15 protein-coding genes are annotated in these 16,976 nt (G+C 43.8%); all 15 read left to right on the top strand.

The genetic code is table 11. The features are described from left to right. The first annotated feature begins 9 nt into the window (after positions 1–9). The 15 genes from folC to pqqE all read left to right on the top strand — a co-directional run bounded on the left by folC (position 10) and on the right by pqqE (position 16,967). On the top strand, positions 10–1,389 hold the full coding sequence (folC, locus tag ACSSU7_RS04390; protein WP_492517507.1) for a bifunctional tetrahydrofolate synthase/dihydrofolate synthase: 1,380 nt from the start codon (positions 10–12) through the stop codon (positions 1,387–1,389). Continuing rightward, positions 1,389–2,165 carry an SPOR domain-containing protein gene (locus ACSSU7_RS04385; RefSeq protein ID WP_492517506.1) on the top strand — a complete coding sequence of 259 codons (777 nt, stop codon included), beginning with the start codon at positions 1,389–1,391 and terminating at the stop codon, positions 2,163–2,165. The genes folC and ACSSU7_RS04385 overlap by 1 nt, the downstream gene beginning before the upstream one ends. A 62-nt stretch (positions 2,166–2,227) precedes the next feature. Further along, complete coding sequence (locus ACSSU7_RS04380; RefSeq protein ID WP_492517505.1) at positions 2,228–2,719, top strand: CvpA family protein; 492 nt, start codon at positions 2,228–2,230, stop codon at positions 2,717–2,719. A 29-nt stretch (positions 2,720–2,748) separates the two neighbouring features. After that, positions 2,749–4,293, top strand: a complete 1,545-nt coding sequence (gene purF, locus ACSSU7_RS04375; RefSeq protein WP_492517504.1) for an amidophosphoribosyltransferase — start codon at positions 2,749–2,751, stop codon at positions 4,291–4,293. Positions 4,294–4,532: 239 nt separating this feature from the next. Next, positions 4,533–5,723, top strand: coding sequence for an O-succinylhomoserine sulfhydrylase (locus ACSSU7_RS04370; RefSeq protein WP_492517812.1), 1,191 nt, complete (start codon positions 4,533–4,535; stop codon positions 5,721–5,723). Between the two features lie 152 nt (positions 5,724–5,875). Continuing rightward, a complete protein-coding gene (locus ACSSU7_RS04365; protein ID WP_492517503.1) occupies positions 5,876–6,649 on the top strand; it encodes an oxygen-binding di-iron domain-containing protein in 774 nt (257 codons plus the stop codon). A gap of 346 nt (positions 6,650–6,995) precedes the next feature. Beyond that, a complete protein-coding gene (gyrA, locus tag ACSSU7_RS04360; protein WP_492517502.1) occupies positions 6,996–9,584 on the top strand; it encodes a DNA gyrase subunit A in 2,589 nt (862 codons plus the stop codon). Between the two features lie 168 nt (positions 9,585–9,752). Continuing rightward, on the top strand, positions 9,753–10,829 hold the full coding sequence (gene serC, locus ACSSU7_RS04355; RefSeq protein WP_492517501.1) for a 3-phosphoserine/phosphohydroxythreonine transaminase: 1,077 nt from the start codon (positions 9,753–9,755) through the stop codon (positions 10,827–10,829). Position 10,830: 1 nt separating this feature from the next. Beyond that, positions 10,831–11,928, top strand: a complete 1,098-nt coding sequence (pheA, locus tag ACSSU7_RS04350) for a prephenate dehydratase (RefSeq protein ID WP_492517500.1) — start codon at positions 10,831–10,833, stop codon at positions 11,926–11,928. 205 nt (positions 11,929–12,133) lie between these two features. After that, the gene (gene hisC, locus ACSSU7_RS04345; protein ID WP_492517499.1) at positions 12,134–13,228 is read left to right on the top strand and encodes a histidinol-phosphate transaminase; all 1,095 of its coding nucleotides are present in this window, start codon (positions 12,134–12,136) and stop codon (positions 13,226–13,228) included. A 147-nt stretch (positions 13,229–13,375) separates the two neighbouring features. Beyond that, on the top strand, positions 13,376–13,447 hold the full coding sequence (gene pqqA / locus ACSSU7_RS04340) for a pyrroloquinoline quinone precursor peptide PqqA (protein WP_012777389.1): 72 nt from the start codon (positions 13,376–13,378) through the stop codon (positions 13,445–13,447). A gap of 166 nt (positions 13,448–13,613) precedes the next feature. Continuing rightward, positions 13,614–14,531 (top strand): pyrroloquinoline quinone biosynthesis protein PqqB, encoded by a 918-nt coding sequence (gene pqqB / locus ACSSU7_RS04335; protein WP_492517498.1) that lies wholly within the window; start codon positions 13,614–13,616, stop codon positions 14,529–14,531. A gap of 122 nt (positions 14,532–14,653) precedes the next feature. Beyond that, positions 14,654–15,418, top strand: a complete 765-nt coding sequence (gene pqqC / locus ACSSU7_RS04330) for a pyrroloquinoline-quinone synthase PqqC (RefSeq protein ID WP_492517497.1) — start codon at positions 14,654–14,656, stop codon at positions 15,416–15,418. Between the two features lie 11 nt (positions 15,419–15,429). Beyond that, positions 15,430–15,711, top strand: a complete 282-nt coding sequence (gene pqqD, locus ACSSU7_RS04325) for a pyrroloquinoline quinone biosynthesis peptide chaperone PqqD (RefSeq protein ID WP_492517811.1) — start codon at positions 15,430–15,432, stop codon at positions 15,709–15,711. 20 nt (positions 15,712–15,731) lie between these two features. Continuing rightward, on the top strand, positions 15,732–16,967 hold the full coding sequence (gene pqqE / locus ACSSU7_RS04320) for a pyrroloquinoline quinone biosynthesis protein PqqE (RefSeq protein ID WP_492517496.1): 1,236 nt from the start codon (positions 15,732–15,734) through the stop codon (positions 16,965–16,967). Positions 16,968–16,976: the final 9 nt, after the last annotated feature.

Below are 16,976 nucleotides of genomic sequence, written 5' to 3'. Positions count from 1 at the left end.
GCTTTTTGCATGTCTAATGGCTTTTTACAGGAGGCGCCACCCAAAGATTTATCAGCTTGGTTAACATACATTGAGCAATTACACCCTAGTGCCATCGAAATGGGGTTAGGTCGTATTAAGACGGTTGCTGATAGATTAGCGCTCAAGCCAACATTTAAGATTATTACAGTAGCCGGCACTAATGGTAAGGGCTCAACATGCACCATGTTGTCTCAAATTTACCAGCATGCAGGTTATCGTGTCGGTTGCTATACATCACCACACATCTTGCGTTATAACGAGCGTGTTCAGGTGAGTGGGCAAGAGGCGAGCGATGCATCTTTATGTGCTGCATTCGCCGCTGTAGAAGCAGCGAGGCAGGGGGTGGCTGGTCAGAGTGGTGCAATATCACTCACCTATTTTGAAATAGGCACGCTTGCCGCGGTGTGGCATTTTGTGCAGACAGGTGTTGATGTCGCAATACTGGAAATAGGGCTGGGCGGTAGGCTGGATGCGGTCAATGCTTTTGAGCCGGATTGCACAATTGTAACTAACGTAGACTTAGATCATCAAGACCTGTTGGGGGATACACGTGAGTTGATTGGCTATGAAAAGGCCGGTGTGTATCGTCCATCAATCCCAGCTATTTGTGGTGACATTAACCCGCCCAGCACTTTGATTGCTTTCGCTAAAGAGGTGAATGCTAATTTAATGTGCATACAGCATGAGTTTGGTTATGAGCTAGCCAGCACTGGTTGGTATTATTTAAGCAACCAGCAGCGCATGTACCATTTACCTATACCAGCCTTAAAAGGTCAATATCAATTAAATAATGCAGCATGTGCGATAACCGCAGTAACTGCGTTGCAGTTAGTGTTACCAGTTGCAGTGGAATCTATTGTAAAAGCCATGCAAGAGATTAAACTGATGGGAAGGTTTTATACGGATGCCCGCTTCCCATGGTTGATATTAGATGTTGCACATAACCCCCATGCGGCAGTGGCTTTGGCCGAGAATCTAAAAGCACTTAAGTCATCAGTAGTCTGCAACGAGGGCGATGAGCCTGTACATATTCTTTCTGTATTTTCAATGTTAGCTGATAAAGATATCAGAGGCGTTGTTGAGGTGTTAAAGGATGAAATTGATACTTGGTATGTGGCTCCGATTGAGCATGTCAGAGGCGCGAGTGTTGCTGCCTTGGTAGCAGCAATTCATGAGGTAATACCAAATGCTGAGGTCAAAATTTTTGCTAGTTTAACGGATGCGTATAGTCAGGCTAATCTGGATAGAGAAAGCTGTATAGAACAGCGCGAAAATGATAAAATCGTCGCGTTCGGTTCGTTTTTCACGGTTTCTAGTGTGATGCAATATTTAAACGAACATGTAAACACCCCTTTAAGGAAGCAGTGATGTCCGTAGATTTACAAGTGGATCAAGCGTTAATACTTAAAAAAAGAGCGCGTAGGCGCTTAGTGGGTGCGGTTGCACTCGTGCTGTTGATGATTATCATCTTGCCGCAGATACTTCAAGACCGTTCTGCGCTTACCAAGCCTGAGCCTATCAAGATTACAATGCCTGAAGTTATGCATGAGCAAACTTCTGTATCGAAAGAGCCTCAGGCACCAACCCAGCCAGTTATCGATCAATCTGTAAACGAGCCTCAAGATTCGGCGCAAACTGAGCTGATTGATACACCAAATGTGGAAAATATTGCCGCGATAAAAGAGGCGGAAGCGAAAGAGTTGGAGCGTAGAAAGTCTTTAGCAAAAGCTGCTGAAGCTAAAGCCGCTGAAAATAAAGTAACTGAAGCTAAAGCTGAGCCAGTTGCTTTGCCTAAACCTGAGATCAAAAAACCAGACCCAGTAAAAGTTGTGAAGCCTGTGGAAAAGGTGGCGGCTGAAATAAATACGGCGACGCCTAAAGCTGCTGAAGAAAAATCACCAGCCAAGTCGGCCTCCAGTTTTACTGTGCAGGTTGGTGTGTACTCTGATGCCGCAAATGTAAAGCGTTTGCAAGAGCAGCTTAAACAGGCTGGATTTACAACTGTCACCGAAAAAGCGACAACGCCTAAAGGTGATGCGCTACGTCTTAAGGCTGGCAAATTTACATCTCGTCAGGACGCGATGAACGCATTAGTGAAGATAAAAGAGATCGGGCTGTCTGGCATCGTTATCAGTAATGATTAATCTGACGCAGCGATTCCTCTTAACAGCGATGTGTTTTGATAAAGTTTTGGTAGAGACTTGAAATGACGATTTTTGACTACATTGTATTAATCATAATAGGCTTATCAGTAATATTAAGTGTCATGCGTGGCATGATTAGAGAAGTGCTCGCAATTGTGGGTTTAGTCGCAGCATTTTACGTTGGTGTTACTTACACCAACCAATTGCTTCCGATGATGCCTGTGGATATTCCTAACGATGCACTGCGAGTGCTGGCGGCTTTTTTAGTACTGTTCTTAGCAACTTTACTGCTTGCTACATTGCTTGGTATTGCGTTATCTGCAATTTTCAAAAAGGCCGGTTTAGGCTGGTTGAATCGATTTTTAGGCGCTTTGTTCGGTGTAGCCCGAGGATTACTCATTGTGTGTGTCATTGTCTTTCTGGCTGGGTTGACGGATATCCCTAAAGATCCTAGATGGCGCAATGCAATGTTTAGCGCACCTATAGAGGCGCTGGTAGTTAACTTGTTGCCTTGGATGCCTGAGAGCATCACGAAGCACGTTAAATACGACTAGAATTATTATTTATATAGAAGGCTCGACACATGTGTGGAATTATAGGGATTGTTGGTAAGAACCCGGTTAATCAGTTGTTGTATGATGGATTACTGGTACTTCAGCATAGAGGGCAAGATGCCGCAGGCATTGTGACCTGTGATGGTAATACTTTCTTTATGCATAAAAATAACGGGCTAGTGAAAGACGTGTTTCAAACCCGTCACATGCGTAGCTTAGTTGGCAATGCTGGTATTGCCCATGTACGTTACCCAACAGCTGGTTCATCTAACGCTGCTGAAGCACAGCCATTTTACGTCAACTCTCCATTTGGTATTGTGCTGGGTCATAACGGAAATTTGACCAACTCTGAGCAGTTAAAATCTGAGATGTTCCGTCAGGATTTACGCCATATCAACACTAGCTCAGACTCAGAAGTCTTGCTTAACGTGCTTGCGCATGAAATTGAAAAAACATCACGTAACGCAGTATTGAATACTGATATGGCGTTTGATGCGGTTGCTGGTGTTCACAAGCGCTGTAAGGGTGCGTATGCAGTGGTGGCGATGATTGCTAATTTCGGCTTACTTGCATTCCGTGATCCTAATGGCATTCGCCCGTTGGTGATTGGTAAGAGTGAAACAGATAAAGGTACTGAGTACATCGTTGCTTCTGAAAGCGTGGCTTTGGATGTATTAGGCTTTCAAGTTGTGCGCGACGTGGAGCCTGGTGAAGCAGTATTTATTGATATGGAAGGTAACTTCTATTCACGTCAATGTTCTGATGAAGCGAAATTAAACCCATGTATTTTTGAGTATGTCTATTTGGCGCGTCCAGATTCAGTGATTGATGGCGTGTCTGTGTATCAAACGCGTTTAGACATGGGTAAAAGTCTGGCTGAGAAAATCAAGCGTGAGTGGGCGGACAAAAAGATTGATGTTGTTATCCCAATTCCTGATACTAGCCGTCCTAGTGCGCTGCAGGTTGGTTTGGCATTAGGTTTGGATTATCGTGAAGGCTTTATTAAAAACCGCTATATTGGCCGTACTTTTATTATGCCGGGCCAAGCGTTACGTAAAAAGTCAGTACGCCAAAAACTCAACCCGATTGGCATTGAGTTTAAAGGCAAGAATGTATTGCTGGTAGATGACTCTATCGTACGTGGCACAACCTCACAGCAAATTGTGCAGATGGCTCGTGATGCAGGCGCAACCAAAGTGTACTTTGCTTCAGCTGCACCTCCGGTACGTTTCCCTAACGTGTATGGCATTGACATGCCAAGCCGCGATGAGTTGTTGGCTACAGGCCGCAGCGATGAGGAAATCTGTAAAGAAATCGGTGCTGATGCGCTTATCTATCAAGATCTTGATGCGCTGGTGGATGGTATCAAGCAAAGCAACCCAAATATCAAGGCGTTTGATTGCTCATGTTTCGATGGTAAATATGTCACTGGTGATATTAGTGAGGCGTATTTATCAAGAATTGAATCTGCGCGCGGTGATGGCCAGAAAAACGCCAAACCGGCAAATTCAAGCACACAATTAGATTTGAATTTAATCAACGCTAACGGTATTGAGGTGGAGGAGGGCGTTTAATCTACGCCATCTGTAACGCATGCTTGCCCAAGTTTAATGCTTGACTGTGCTTAAACTTAGGGCTAACATGAAATTGCGCTGATTTGAGTTTGCCAACATTAATCAAGGCCACACTCAGCTTGCGGGCGCATTATAAACACAGCTAAAGCGAGTAAAAAAGAACCCGTTTTAGCGCAATGCTTAAGCGGGTTTTTTTATGTCCCGAGAACTTCGCGGTAATCAAGAACTTAGAGGTAATGATGAATAATAATTTACAATTTCACCCAGAAACACTTAGTGTGCGTGCCGGTAGCGAATCAACGCCTTATGGAGAAAATTCCGAGGCTTTGTTCCTGAACTCTAGCTTTAGGTTTGAAAGCGCGGCACAAGCTGCTGCCAGATTTGGCGGCACAGAGCCCGGTAATATTTATTCGCGCTTCACCAATCCTACTGTAACTATGTTCCAAAATAAACTGGCTGCCTTAGAAGGCGCTGAGCAATGCGTGGCAACTTCCAGCGGTATGTCTGCAATTTTGGCGTGCGTCATGGGCTTATGTTCTGCCGGCGATCATGTTGTGGCTTCGCGCAGCATCTTTGGTACTAGCGTACAGCTGTTTGGCAATATACTAAAACGCTGGGGGCTGGATGTGACATTTGTTTCGCTGACTGACGCGAGCGAGTGGCAGGCTGCAGCAACTGCAAAAACCAAGCTGTTCTTTGTGGAAACACCCTCTAACCCATTAACTGAGGTGTGCGATATTCGCTTGTTGGCTGACATTGCACACAAGGCGGGCGCACACTTGGTGGTGGATAATTGTTTTTGCACACCAGCAATTCAACGCCCGTTAGCATTGGGTGCAGATATCGTGATTCACTCAGCGACCAAATACATTGATGGGCAGGGCAGGTGCTTAGGTGGCGCGGTATTGGGCCCTAAGACGTTGATGGAGCCGGTCTATGCCTTCTTGCGTACGGCTGGAGTGACCATGAGTGCTTTTAATGCCTGGGTGTTTTTAAAAGGTTTGGAAACATTGCATGTGCGTATGGAAGCGCATGCCAAAAATGCCTTGGCATTAGCCACGTGGCTAGAGGCGCAGCCGCAGGTGAGTCGTGTCCATTACCCTGGGCTGAAATCTCACCCACAGCATGCGCTAGCCATGAGTCAGCAACTGAGTGGTGCTGGTATTGTGACCTTTGAGGTGAAGCCGAGTGCGGGTAAAACTGCACAAGAGTCCGCGTGGGCATTGATTGACTCTACGCAATTGATATCAATTACTGCAAACTTAGGGGATGCAAAAAGCACGATTACGCACCCAGCAACCACTACGCATAGTCGAGTAACGCCTGAAGCGCGTACGGCTGCCGGTATTAGTGATGGTTTGGTGCGTATCGCGGTGGGTCTAGAGCATATTGAAGACTTAAAGGCTGATTTGGCACTGCTAACAAGCTAAATGCTTGCCTGTTTGATGTACGTCATTAGCTGCAATGTGTAATTGAGATAAAAAGACAACCTTAGGGTTGTCTTTTTCAATTAGCATTCTGTGCATCGCTATTTTAGTGAGTGATGCGCAGTTTTGATTTATGGTCAAAAGGTTAGCAAAACGTGGCATCAGAACTATTTAATAACGGCAAGCACATTTGTGTGAAATTCAGCGATTTATCAGATACTGATGCATCAGATGAAGCGGTTCAATCCAATCAGTTTTTGATTGTCAATGACGGTCACGGTGCGCTGATTGATCCGGGCGGTAATATGACTTACAGCGCGTTAGTCATGGGTATGGGAAAGTATTTTCACTTTCGTAAGCTAGATTATATCTTCGCCTCTCATCAAGACCCGGATATCGTAGCATCCATCAATAAATGGCTGGTAGGCACTGAGTGTAAGGTGCTAGCGCCTGCGATTTGGGAGCGATTCCTGCCGCATTTTTGCAGTGTGGGCAATACCAAAAACCGTATTATTGGTATTCCTGACTGTGGTATGAATATCACCTTGGGTGGTGCAACCATCAAGGCAATACCTGCACACTTTCTTCATTCTGAAGGTAATTTCCAGTTTTACGATGTGACTAGCAAGATTTTATTTTCAGGCGATTTAGGTGCGTCGTTGGTACACCATGACCTTGCCGTTGAGCCAGTCACCGATTTTGATCGTCATTTACCCACCATGCTGCCATTTCACCGCCGCTACATGACATCCAATAAGGCTTGTCGCTTGTGGGCATCCATGGTGCGTAAACTGGAGATTGAATCCATTGTGCCGCAGCATGGGCGCTCATTTGAAGGTAAGGTGATGGTCAATCGATTTATTGATTGGGTTGAGAAGCTGGAATGCGGTGTAGATTTAATGACACAAGATAACTATACTGTACCTTAGATTGCGTCGTGCGCAAGGCATCATGGTGCATAGATTACTTTCAGGGCGCGCTCCAGTCGCGCCTCAATTTTTACTCATGATTAAGCTGTGGCAATCATCAGAGTCCACTTAAGTCTCAAGATGTGAATAGGGTGCTGACTGCTAGTATTTTGTCGTCACCTGATGCCGTTTAACATATGCAAAGCATGGTAATTTCAAGCCTGTTGCCCCGTTTACTTTAAGTAAGATTTTCCTCATATTTTTAGCACTGAAAAACTATGTTAAAAGTATGGTTGTAAGCGTTATTTTGCGCGCTAATCATGTTAAAATTTGCCCCATATAAAAACCATTATAAGACAGTCAAAATATGGATCAATTCGCTAAAGAAACCCTCCCCATTAGTCTAGAAGATGAGATGCGCCGCTCTTACCTAGATTACGCAATGAGCGTAATCGTAGGGCGTGCGTTACCTGATGTTCGGGATGGTTTGAAGCCTGTGCACAGGCGCGTTTTGTACGCGATGCATGAGCTGTCTAACGATTACAACAAGCCATATAAAAAATCAGCACGTATCGTTGGTGATGTAATCGGTAAGTACCATCCTCACGGTGATACGGCGGTTTATGACACCATCGTGCGTATGGCGCAGGATTTCTCATTGCGCTACATGCTGGTCGATGGTCAGGGTAACTTTGGTTCAGTGGATGGTGATAACGCCGCGGCGATGCGTTATACGGAAATCCGTATGGCGAAAATTGCACATGAGTTATTGGCAGATATTGACAAAGAAACGGTAGATTTTGGCCCTAACTACGATGGTTCTGAACATGAGCCGTTAATTATGCCTGCCCGTATTCCTAACCTGCTGATTAACGGTAGCTCAGGCATTGCAGTAGGTATGGCTACGAATATTCCGCCACACAACCTGAACGAAGTGTTGGATGCCTGTTTTGCGCTGCTGAATAATCCAGAGACAACGGTTGAAGAGTTAATCGAGTTAGTGCCTGCGCCAGACTTCCCAACCGCGGGTATTATTTACGGTACGGTAGGTGTTAAAGAGGGCTACCGTACAGGCCGTGGCCGTGTTGTGATGCGTGGTCGTACTCACTTTGAAGATATGGATAAAGGTGGTCGTCAATCTATTATTATTGACGAGTTACCTTACCAAGTGAACAAGAAAACGCTGATTGAGAAAATCGCCGAGCTTGTAAACGAGAAAAAAATCGAAGGTATTTCTGATTTACGTGACGAGTCTGATAAATCAGGTATGCGCGTAGTGATTGAGCTTAAGCGTGGCGAGATTCCTGATGTTGTGTTGAATAATCTGTATAAGCAGACGCAACTGCAAGATACTTTTGGTATGAATATGGTGGCCTTGTTAGATGGTCAGCCACGTTTACTTAACTTGAAGCAAATGCTGGAGGCGTTCTTACGTCACCGTCGTGAGGTTGTTACGCGTAGAACCGTGTTCGAGTTGCGTAAGGCACGCGAGCGCGGTCATGTGTTAGAAGGCTTGGCGGTTGCTTTAGCCAACGTGGACGAAATGATTGCAATCATTAAAGCTGCGCCAACGCCACCAGAAGCCAAAAAAGACTTGATGGCAAAATCTTGGCAGTCTCCTGTGGTTGAGGAAATGCTAAGACGTGCCGCGATGGAAGCTGCGCGTCCGGAAGGTTTAGCTGTGAATTTTGGCCTGACTCCAGATGGCTACAAATTAAGCGATGTACAAGCGCAAGAAATCTTGCAAATGCGTCTGCAACGTTTGACAGGCCTTGAGCAAGACAAAATTGTTAATGAATACAAAGAAGTCATGGATGTGATTGCGGACTTGCTTGATATTTTAGCAACTGCTGCACGTGTGACAGCGATTATCACAGATGAGCTGAATGAAATCAGAAGGCAGTTTGGTGATAAACGCCGCAGTGAAATTGTAGCAAATGCGCAAGATTTATCTTTAGAAGACTTAATTGCGCCGCAAGACGTAGTGGTGACTTTGTCGCATACCGGCTATATTAAATCTCAGCCTTTAGATGAGTATCGTGCACAAAAACGCGGTGGCCGTGGTAAACAGGCAGCTGCTACAAAAGAAGATGACTTTATCGATAAAATGTTCGTAGCGAATACCCACGATTACATTTTATGCTTCTCAAATCGTGGCCGTGTGTATTGGCTGAAAGTGTATGAAGTACCGCAAGGTAGCCGTACCAGCCGTGGTAAGCCTATTGTTAACTTATTCCCGCTAGAAGAAAACGAAAAAATCAACGCGATTCTTTCTGTGAAGAGCTTTGATGAAAATCACTTTATTTTCATGGCAACCTCACTTGGTACCGTAAAGAAAACAGCATTAACAGAGTTCGCTAACCCACGTAAATCGGGCATTATTGCGATTAATCTGGATGAAGGTGACTACTTAATCGGTGCTGAAATCACTAACGGCAGCAATGATGTAGTGCTCGTGTCTAACGGCGGTAAAGCCGTATGGTTTGACGAAGATGAAGTGCGTCAAATGGGTCGTGCAACACGTGGTGTGCGCGGCATGAAGCTTGCCGAAGATCAGCAGGTTCTATCATTGCTGATTGCCTCAGATGACCAGCAAACTGTCATGGTGGCGACTGAAAACGGCTATGGGAAACGTACCGTACTGGCAGATTTCCGCCGTTCAGGTCGTGGTACACAGGGCGTGAAAGCGATTGCAGTGAGTGAGCGTAACGGTCTGGTGGTTGCGGCCAAACTAGTCAACGATGAAGATGAAATCATGCTAATTACCACAGGCGGCGTGTTGATTCGTACTCGTGTTAGTGAGATTCGTGAGCTAGGCCGCGCAACGCAAGGTGTTACCTTGATTAACCTAGGCGACGGTGAAAAGCTTTCAGGCATAGAGAAAATTGTAGAAACAGATGACGAAGAAGACGGTGATGCTGACGCTGATATCGAAATCAGCGGTGAAGTCGAATAACACTGTGTGAAGCAAAGCTAATTGCATGAATTTACTGCGAGTACTGTTAGCTAATCAATGAATGCATTAACAAATATGGTTGCTGCATTCATTGATTGCACCTAGTGATGTGAACTTGGTTTAACTACTTAATTTTCAATAATATTTTTTTGATTTAGAACTTAATTAATGACTAAAATTTATAACTTTTCTGCAGGTCCTGCAGTGTTACCTAAGCCAGTTTTAGAGCGTGCACAAGCCGAAATGCTTGATTGGCAAGGCTCCGGCATGAGTGTGATGGAAATGTCACACCGTGGTAAAGAATTCACCAGTATTTTGGCTAAAACTGAGGCAGATTTACGTAAGCTACTTAATGTGCCGCAAAACTATAAAGTATTGTTCTTGCAAGGTGGCGCCATTGCCGAAAATGCAATTATCCCAATGAATCTGCTCAATGGTGGTGAGGCCGACTATGTGGTGACCGGTGCATGGTCTAAACGCAGTGTGGAAGATGCCAATGCTTATGGCAAGATCAACGTGGTAGCCAGCAGTGAAGCGGATGGCTTTACCAATGTACCTGCGTTTTCAACTTGGAAACTCAATAAAAATGCGGCATATCTGCATATCTGTACTAATGAAACAATCAATGGCGTAGAGTTTGACGGCTTACCAGATGCAGGTGATGTGCCTATTGTAGCTGACATGTCTTCACATATTCTGTCACGTCCGATTGATGTGACTAAGTATGGTGTGATTTACGGTGGCGCACAAAAAAACATAGGTCCAGCAGGGTTATGTATCGTGATTGTGCGTGAAGACTTATTAGATCGCGCATCAACGTTAACCCCAGCTGTGTTTAACTGGAAAACACAGTCTGAAAATCAATCAATGATCAACACGCCGCCGACCTATGGCATTTATATCGCAGGTTTGGTATTTGAGTGGCTATTAGCGCAGGGTGGAGTGAGTGCGATAGAGCAGGTAAATATTCAAAAAGCTAATCTACTTTATGACTACATTGATAGCACTGATTTTTATATCAATAACATCGCTGTAAATAATCGTTCGCGCATGAATATTCCGTTTTTCTTGGCGGATGAATCATTAAATGATGCTTTCTTAAAAGGTGCAGAAGCTAAAGGTTTGCTGCAGTTAAAAGGGCATCGTATGGTCGGTGGTATGCGTGCGTCAATTTACAATGCAATGCCGATTGAAGGTGTGCAGGCGTTGGTGAGTTATATGCAGGAATTTGAAAAAGCGCACTAATATGTCTAAAGAACAATTATCAAGCCTGTTAAAGCAGCATCGTGACCAAATTGATGCGATTGATGAACAAATCCTTAAACTTGCCAATGAGCGTGCGAGCCATGCTCGCCATATTGGCGAGCTTAAAGATGATGGGGTAATTTATCGTCCGGAACGCGAAGCACAGGTCTTAAGACGTTTAATGGATCTGAACGCTGGCCCCTTGCCTGCAGAAGCGGTCACCAATATTTTCCGCAGCATCATGTCTAACTGCCGTGCATTGGAAAAAGAGCTTACCGTGGCTTTTTTAGGTCCACTCGGCACTTACAGTGAAGAGGCAGCTTTAAAGCAGTTTGGTGAAGGAAAGCATGCGGTTGTATGCGGATCGATTGATGAGGTGTTCCGTACCGTTGAGTCTGGCCAGGCTGATTATGGCGTGGTGCCTGTAGAAAACTCAAATGAGGGAGCGGTTGGCTTAACCTTAGATTTGCTATTGAGCAGTCCGCTCAGAATTTGTGGTGAAGTTACCATCCCAATTCATCACTGTTTGCTGTCAAAGCAAACCGATATACAGCAAATATCGCACGTATTTTCACATTCACAGTCTTTAGCTCAGTGCCATGAGTGGCTCAATAAAATGCTACCAAAAGCAGAGCGTGAACCGGTCACTAGCAATGCACGTGCGGCACAGATGATTCATGATTTAATTGCGGCAGATGGCACTTTTGCTGCGGCAATTGCTAGTAAACGCGCGGCTGAATTGTTCAATTTAAATGTGCTTGCTGAAAATATTGAAGATGATCCTAAAAACACCACACGCTTTTTAGTGTTGTCAGCGCATGATGTGGCGCCTTCAGGTCAGGACAAAACTTCTTTTGTCACGGCAACCAAGAATCAGCCAGGTGCTATTTTAGGGTTGTTAGAGCCATTAGCGAACCACAATGTCAGCATGACTAAGCTGGAGTCCAGACCAGCCAAAGGCGGCATGTGGGAGTATGTGTTCTATGTTGATATTGAAGGGCATGTGCAAGACGGCAATGTCGCTTCGGCCATACAGGAAGTCACATCTAGAGCTTCTTATCTTAAGCTTTTAGGGTCTTACCCACAGGCTGTTGTTTAGCGCTGCTTAGTTTTTTATTTGGTGGTTATTTACACTGAATTTAACGAAAATTTCGGGAAAATGCATGCATGATGATGCTTTTTAGTGAATAACTATAATTTTATACACTAATTAAACAACAAGTTGTAGATCATTGCCTGCAACTTGTTGATGGCTTTACTTTTCTTATCTTCTTCACTTTTAACTTTCTATATCAAATCACACCATGACCATACAAGCCCCTCAACATATCCAAAAAATCGCGCCATATCAGGGTGGGAAACCGATCACTGAGCTTGCCCGAGAAATGAATCTAAAAGTTGAGGATATTGTTAAACTGGCTTCAAATGAAAACCCATTAGGTATTAGCCCTAAAGCTGATTATGCAATTCAGGAGGCAATTTTAGACATTGCAAGGTACCCGGATGGTAACAGCTTTGCGTTGCGTGAAGCTGTAAGTAATAAGTTTAGCGTTGCGCCTGAGCAGATTGTGTTTGGCAACGGCTCTAATGATATTTTAGAGTTGGTGGCACGTGCTTACTTGAGTTGCGATAGTGAAGTCATTTACTCGCAACATGCTTTTGCGGTTTATCCATTAGTCACGCAAGCCATGGGCGCTAAAGGTGTCGTGGTGCCTGCTAAAGATTTCGGCCACGATTTAACTGCGATGCTGGCAGCGGTGACTGATAAAACTAGCTTGATTTTTATCGCAAATCCTAATAACCCAACAGGCACTTTGTTAGCTAAAGATGCTTTATATGCATTCTTGAAACAAGTGCCCAAGCATGTGCTTGTAGTGCTTGATGAAGCATACGACGAATATTTACCTGCTGAATATAAATCTCAAGCCATTGGCTGGCTCAAAGAATTTGAAAACTTAGTGATTTCACGCACTTTTTCCAAAGCATATGGTTTGGCTGGTTTACGCATAGGTTTTGGTTTATGTCATGCACCAGTTGCAGATATGATGAATCGAGTGCGCCAGCCTTTTAATGTGAATAGCGTTGCGCAGGCTGCTGCTATTGCTTCATTAGCTGATGAAGACTTTGTTGAGCGCAGTTATGCATTGAATCAAGCAGGTATGGCGCAGTTAAAGCATGGCTTTGATCAGCTAGGGTTGACTTATATTCCATCATTTGCAAATTTCATTAGTGTCAAAGTAGGGGATGCTGCTGGTATTAATCAAAAACTGTTACAGCAGGGCGTGATTGTAAGACCCGTGGCTAATTATGAAATGCCTGAGTATCTGAGAGTGAGTATTGGTTTATTCTCTGAGAATGCAAAGTTTTTAGAGGTGTTAACTAACATAATGAAGGCCTAAGCAAATAAGCGCCCACTCATCATGAATTTACTTAGTAGATATCGGGTAAGTTTGCAGTGTTGTACATATGAATTAGGGCGCAGAATGCTTCTCACGTTACAGCAATAAGCGCGTAGCGAAATCAACTAAATTTAAAAGGATATTATTATGTGGACAACACCAGCAGCTACTGAAATGCGTTTTGGCTTTGAAGTAACAATGTACGTAATGAACAAGTAATTATTGTTCACGTAATATTAAAAAAGGCTGCCGTGAGACAGCCTTTTTTTGTAAAAGAATGATTTTTATAGGGTTGATATCATTTTTTTACAAAAAAATTGTGGTGTTTTTATAAAGCACATTTTTTAATGATTGAAGATTAATTTAAATAGAAATGTAGAGATTCATGCATATACACGTATTAGGGGCTGGTGCTGGGGGTGGTTTTCCGCAGTGGAATTGTAATTGTTTTAACTGTGATGGTTTACGTAAAGGCACGATCAAAGCAACCAAGCGTACACAGTCATCAATCTGCGTAAGTGGCGATGGCGTAAACTGGGTTTTGTTTAATGCTTCTCCAGATGTATTGCAGCAGATCCAAGACTTTGCACCATTGCAGCCAGGGCGTGCTGTACGGGATAGTGGCATTCAGGCGATTGTGCTGATTGATGCGCAAATTGACCATACTACAGGCCTGTTTATGTTGCGTGAGGGTAAAGTTAAACGTGAGATTTACTGTACAGATATGGTGTATGAGGACTTAACTTCAGGTAATCAGATTCTAAATATATTAAACCATTATTGTGGCGTTAATCATCACAATGTACCAATTGATGGTAAAACCAGCTTCACCATCCCTAATGTACCTAACTTGAAATTCACAGCAGTTGCACTAAAGAGTGCGGCCCCTCCTTATTCACCACACCGTAATGACCCACATCCTGGCGATACGATTGGTGTGTTGATTGAAGAAATTAGCTCAGGTAAAAAATGCTGGTACTCGCCAGGTTTGGGTGAAATTGAGCCGCACTTGCCAGAATTAATGAGTCAAGCCGATTGCATCATGGTGGATGGCACGTTCTGGACAGATACAGAAATGTTGGATTTAGGTTTAATGACTAAGACTGCACGCAGTATTGGCCATAACCCACAATCTGGTAAGGGCGGCATGATTGAAGAGCTGGATAAATTTGGTGATGTAAGAAAAGTGTTGATTCATATCAACAACACCAACCCGATTTTACGTGAAGATTCTGCCGAGCGCGCTGTGTTGAATGAACACAAAATTGAAGTGGCTTATGACGGCATGGATATTATTTTGTAAGAATACAAAGTGCTTAGACGCTTTTATATGTGAGGCAATGTGCTGATACAGCCTTTGCTGACGGAAGCTTAAAGTAAAAGCGTCTTTATTGGTTAAAACACTTTAAATATTTGGAGATAAAAATGGCTGAAAAATTGGCACCCTGGTCTAAAGAAGAGTTTGAAGCTAAATTACGTGAAAAGGGTAAGGGCTATCATATCTATCACCCAATTCACGTGTTGATGTATGAGGGCAAACTTACGCAGCAACAGATGCAGGCATGGGTTGCAAATCGCTATTATTACCAAATTGCGATTCCAATGAAAGACGCAGCAATTTTATCAAACTGTCCAGACCGTGAATTACGTCGTGGCTGGATTCAACGTATTTTTGACCATGATGGCAGCGGCGAAATTGCAGAGGGTGGCGAGGGCGGTATTGAGGCGTGGATTCACCTAGGCGCAGCAGTGGGTTTAAGCCGTGAAGATGTCACTTCATTAAAGCTGGTTGCCCCTGGTACTAAATTTGCTGTGGATGCATATATCAACTTTGCAAAACAGCGCTCATGGCAGGAGTCTGTCTGCTCAAGTTTAACTGAACTATTTGCACCGCATATTCACCAACAACGTATAGACTCATGGCCTGAGATGTATCCATGGATTAATGCAGAAGGTATGCAATACTTTAAAAACAGATTGACTCAGGCACGCCGTGACGTTGAACAAGGCTTGCAAGTGACTTTAGATTACTTTAGCCAAACCCGTGAAATGCAAATGCGTGCATTAGATATATTGCAATTTAAACTAGATGTATTGTGGGTAATGGCTGATGCGATTATGTTGCAATCAGCCGACATCAAAGTTGAAGGCCGCGATTATTTACGTCAACCGGTGATGAACGTAAGCTAAGAAAGTAAATGATGGATAACACGATACAAGACAGCGATATTTACACACTTTCACTGCATCACCGTTTTCAGTGGGAAGAGGCACAAAGTAGTTATGTGATACTTTTTCCTGAAGGCATGGTCAAACTACATGGTGGTGCCGGTGAAGTGATTAAACGTCTAGATGGTAAAGCAACGGTAGGGGATGTGGTCGCTGATTTAAAAGCCACATTTCCAGATGCTGAAAACATCGAAAAAGATATTATTGGCATGTTTGAGCTTGCGTTAAGTAAAGCTTGGATACGTAAAGCTTAGATAAATTTAGGAGTAGCAAAATGACACAAGCATCTTTAGGTGAGTCAGTGGTTCAAAAGACCATCCATGCCACTCATGCTCAAAATAATGGTGTTGCAGCCGGTGTTACACAAACCCAGCCATTATGGCTGTTAGCCGAGGTTACGTATCGTTGTCCGTTGCATTGTGCATTTTGCTATAACCCTACTGATTACGACAAGCATACGCAAAATGAATTAACCACCGAGCAATGGATACAGGCACTGCGTGATGCGCGTAAATTAGGCGCCATACAGTTGGGTATTTCAGGTGGCGAACCATTATTGCGTGATGATATTGAAGAGATTGTTGTTGAAGCCAGAAAGCTTGGCTATTACAGTAATCTGATTACCTCTGGTGTTGGGCTGACAGAAAAACGCATTCAGGCGTTTAAAGAAGGCGGTTTAGACCATATTCAGTTATCTATGCATGATATTACTGAAGAAATTAACAACTTCATTACCAATACTAAAACTTTTGAGCTGAAGAAAAAAGTTGCGGCGATGATTAAAAGTCATGGCTATCCAATGGTGCTCAATGTGGTGATTCATCGCTATAACATTGGCCACATGAAAGAAATTTTAGAGATGGCTGATGCGCTGGGTGCAGAATATATCGAACTCGCCAACACGCAATATTATGGCTGGTCTTTAGTTAACCGTAGTCAATTGATGCCAACTAAAGAGCAGGTAGATGAAGCGGAAAGAATCACCAATGAATTCAGGGAAAAATCTGGCAGTAAGATGAAGATTTTCTTTGTGGTGCCGGATTACTTCTCAGATCGCCCTAAAAAATGTATGAACGGTTGGGGTGAAGTGTTTATGATTGTGACGGCTAATGGTGATGTGTTGCCTTGTCACTCCGCACGCGTATTACCTAACATGCAGTTCCCAAATGTTAAAGATACAGACCTAGGCTGGAGCTGGAAAGACTCCCCCGCATTTAACAAGTATCGCGGTGATAGTTGGATGAAAGAGCCGTGCCGCACCTGTGATGAAAAAGAAAACGATTTAGGTGGTTGTCGTTGTCAGACATTCTTGCTCACGGGCGATGCTGAAGCTGCTGACCCAGTTTGCAGTAAGTCACCACATCATCATCTAATAGAGCAGGCGATATTAGATTCAAGAAATCCTGCCATTGCAGCACAGCCTATTGTGTTTAGAAATGACAAGAACTCTAAAAAAATCATCGCTGGTGAGCTTAAAGATCGTGTAGATGAGTTTCATGCGTTGCCATAACTTGTATTT

It is taken from the genome of Methylotenera sp. E1MeOHC1 (assembly GCF_058745595.1).
Note: the sequence above shows the minus strand (reverse complement) of the source record. Positions and strands in the feature narration are given on the sequence as shown.

Bases quoted from the DNA above. Each gene is read 5' to 3' on its own strand.
- folC (WP_492517507.1), top strand. From the start codon at position 10: ATGTCTAATGGCTTTTTACAGGAGGCGCCACCCAAAGATTTATCAGCT.
- ACSSU7_RS04385 (WP_492517506.1), top strand. From the start codon at position 1,389: ATGTCCGTAGATTTACAAGTGGATCAAGCGTTAATACTTAAAAAAAGA.
- ACSSU7_RS04380 (WP_492517505.1), top strand. From the start codon at position 2,228: ATGACGATTTTTGACTACATTGTATTAATCATAATAGGCTTATCAGTA.
- purF (WP_492517504.1), top strand. From the start codon at position 2,749: ATGTGTGGAATTATAGGGATTGTTGGTAAGAACCCGGTTAATCAGTTG.
- ACSSU7_RS04370 (WP_492517812.1), top strand. From the start codon at position 4,533: ATGAATAATAATTTACAATTTCACCCAGAAACACTTAGTGTGCGTGCC.
- gyrA (WP_492517502.1), top strand. From the start codon at position 6,996: ATGGATCAATTCGCTAAAGAAACCCTCCCCATTAGTCTAGAAGATGAG.
- serC (WP_492517501.1), top strand. From the start codon at position 9,753: ATGACTAAAATTTATAACTTTTCTGCAGGTCCTGCAGTGTTACCTAAG.
- pheA (WP_492517500.1), top strand. From the start codon at position 10,831: ATGTCTAAAGAACAATTATCAAGCCTGTTAAAGCAGCATCGTGACCAA.
- hisC (WP_492517499.1), top strand. From the start codon at position 12,134: ATGACCATACAAGCCCCTCAACATATCCAAAAAATCGCGCCATATCAG.
- pqqB (WP_492517498.1), top strand. From the start codon at position 13,614: ATGCATATACACGTATTAGGGGCTGGTGCTGGGGGTGGTTTTCCGCAG.
- pqqC (WP_492517497.1), top strand. From the start codon at position 14,654: ATGGCTGAAAAATTGGCACCCTGGTCTAAAGAAGAGTTTGAAGCTAAA.
- pqqD (WP_492517811.1), top strand. From the start codon at position 15,430: ATGGATAACACGATACAAGACAGCGATATTTACACACTTTCACTGCAT.
- pqqE (WP_492517496.1), top strand. From the start codon at position 15,732: ATGACACAAGCATCTTTAGGTGAGTCAGTGGTTCAAAAGACCATCCAT.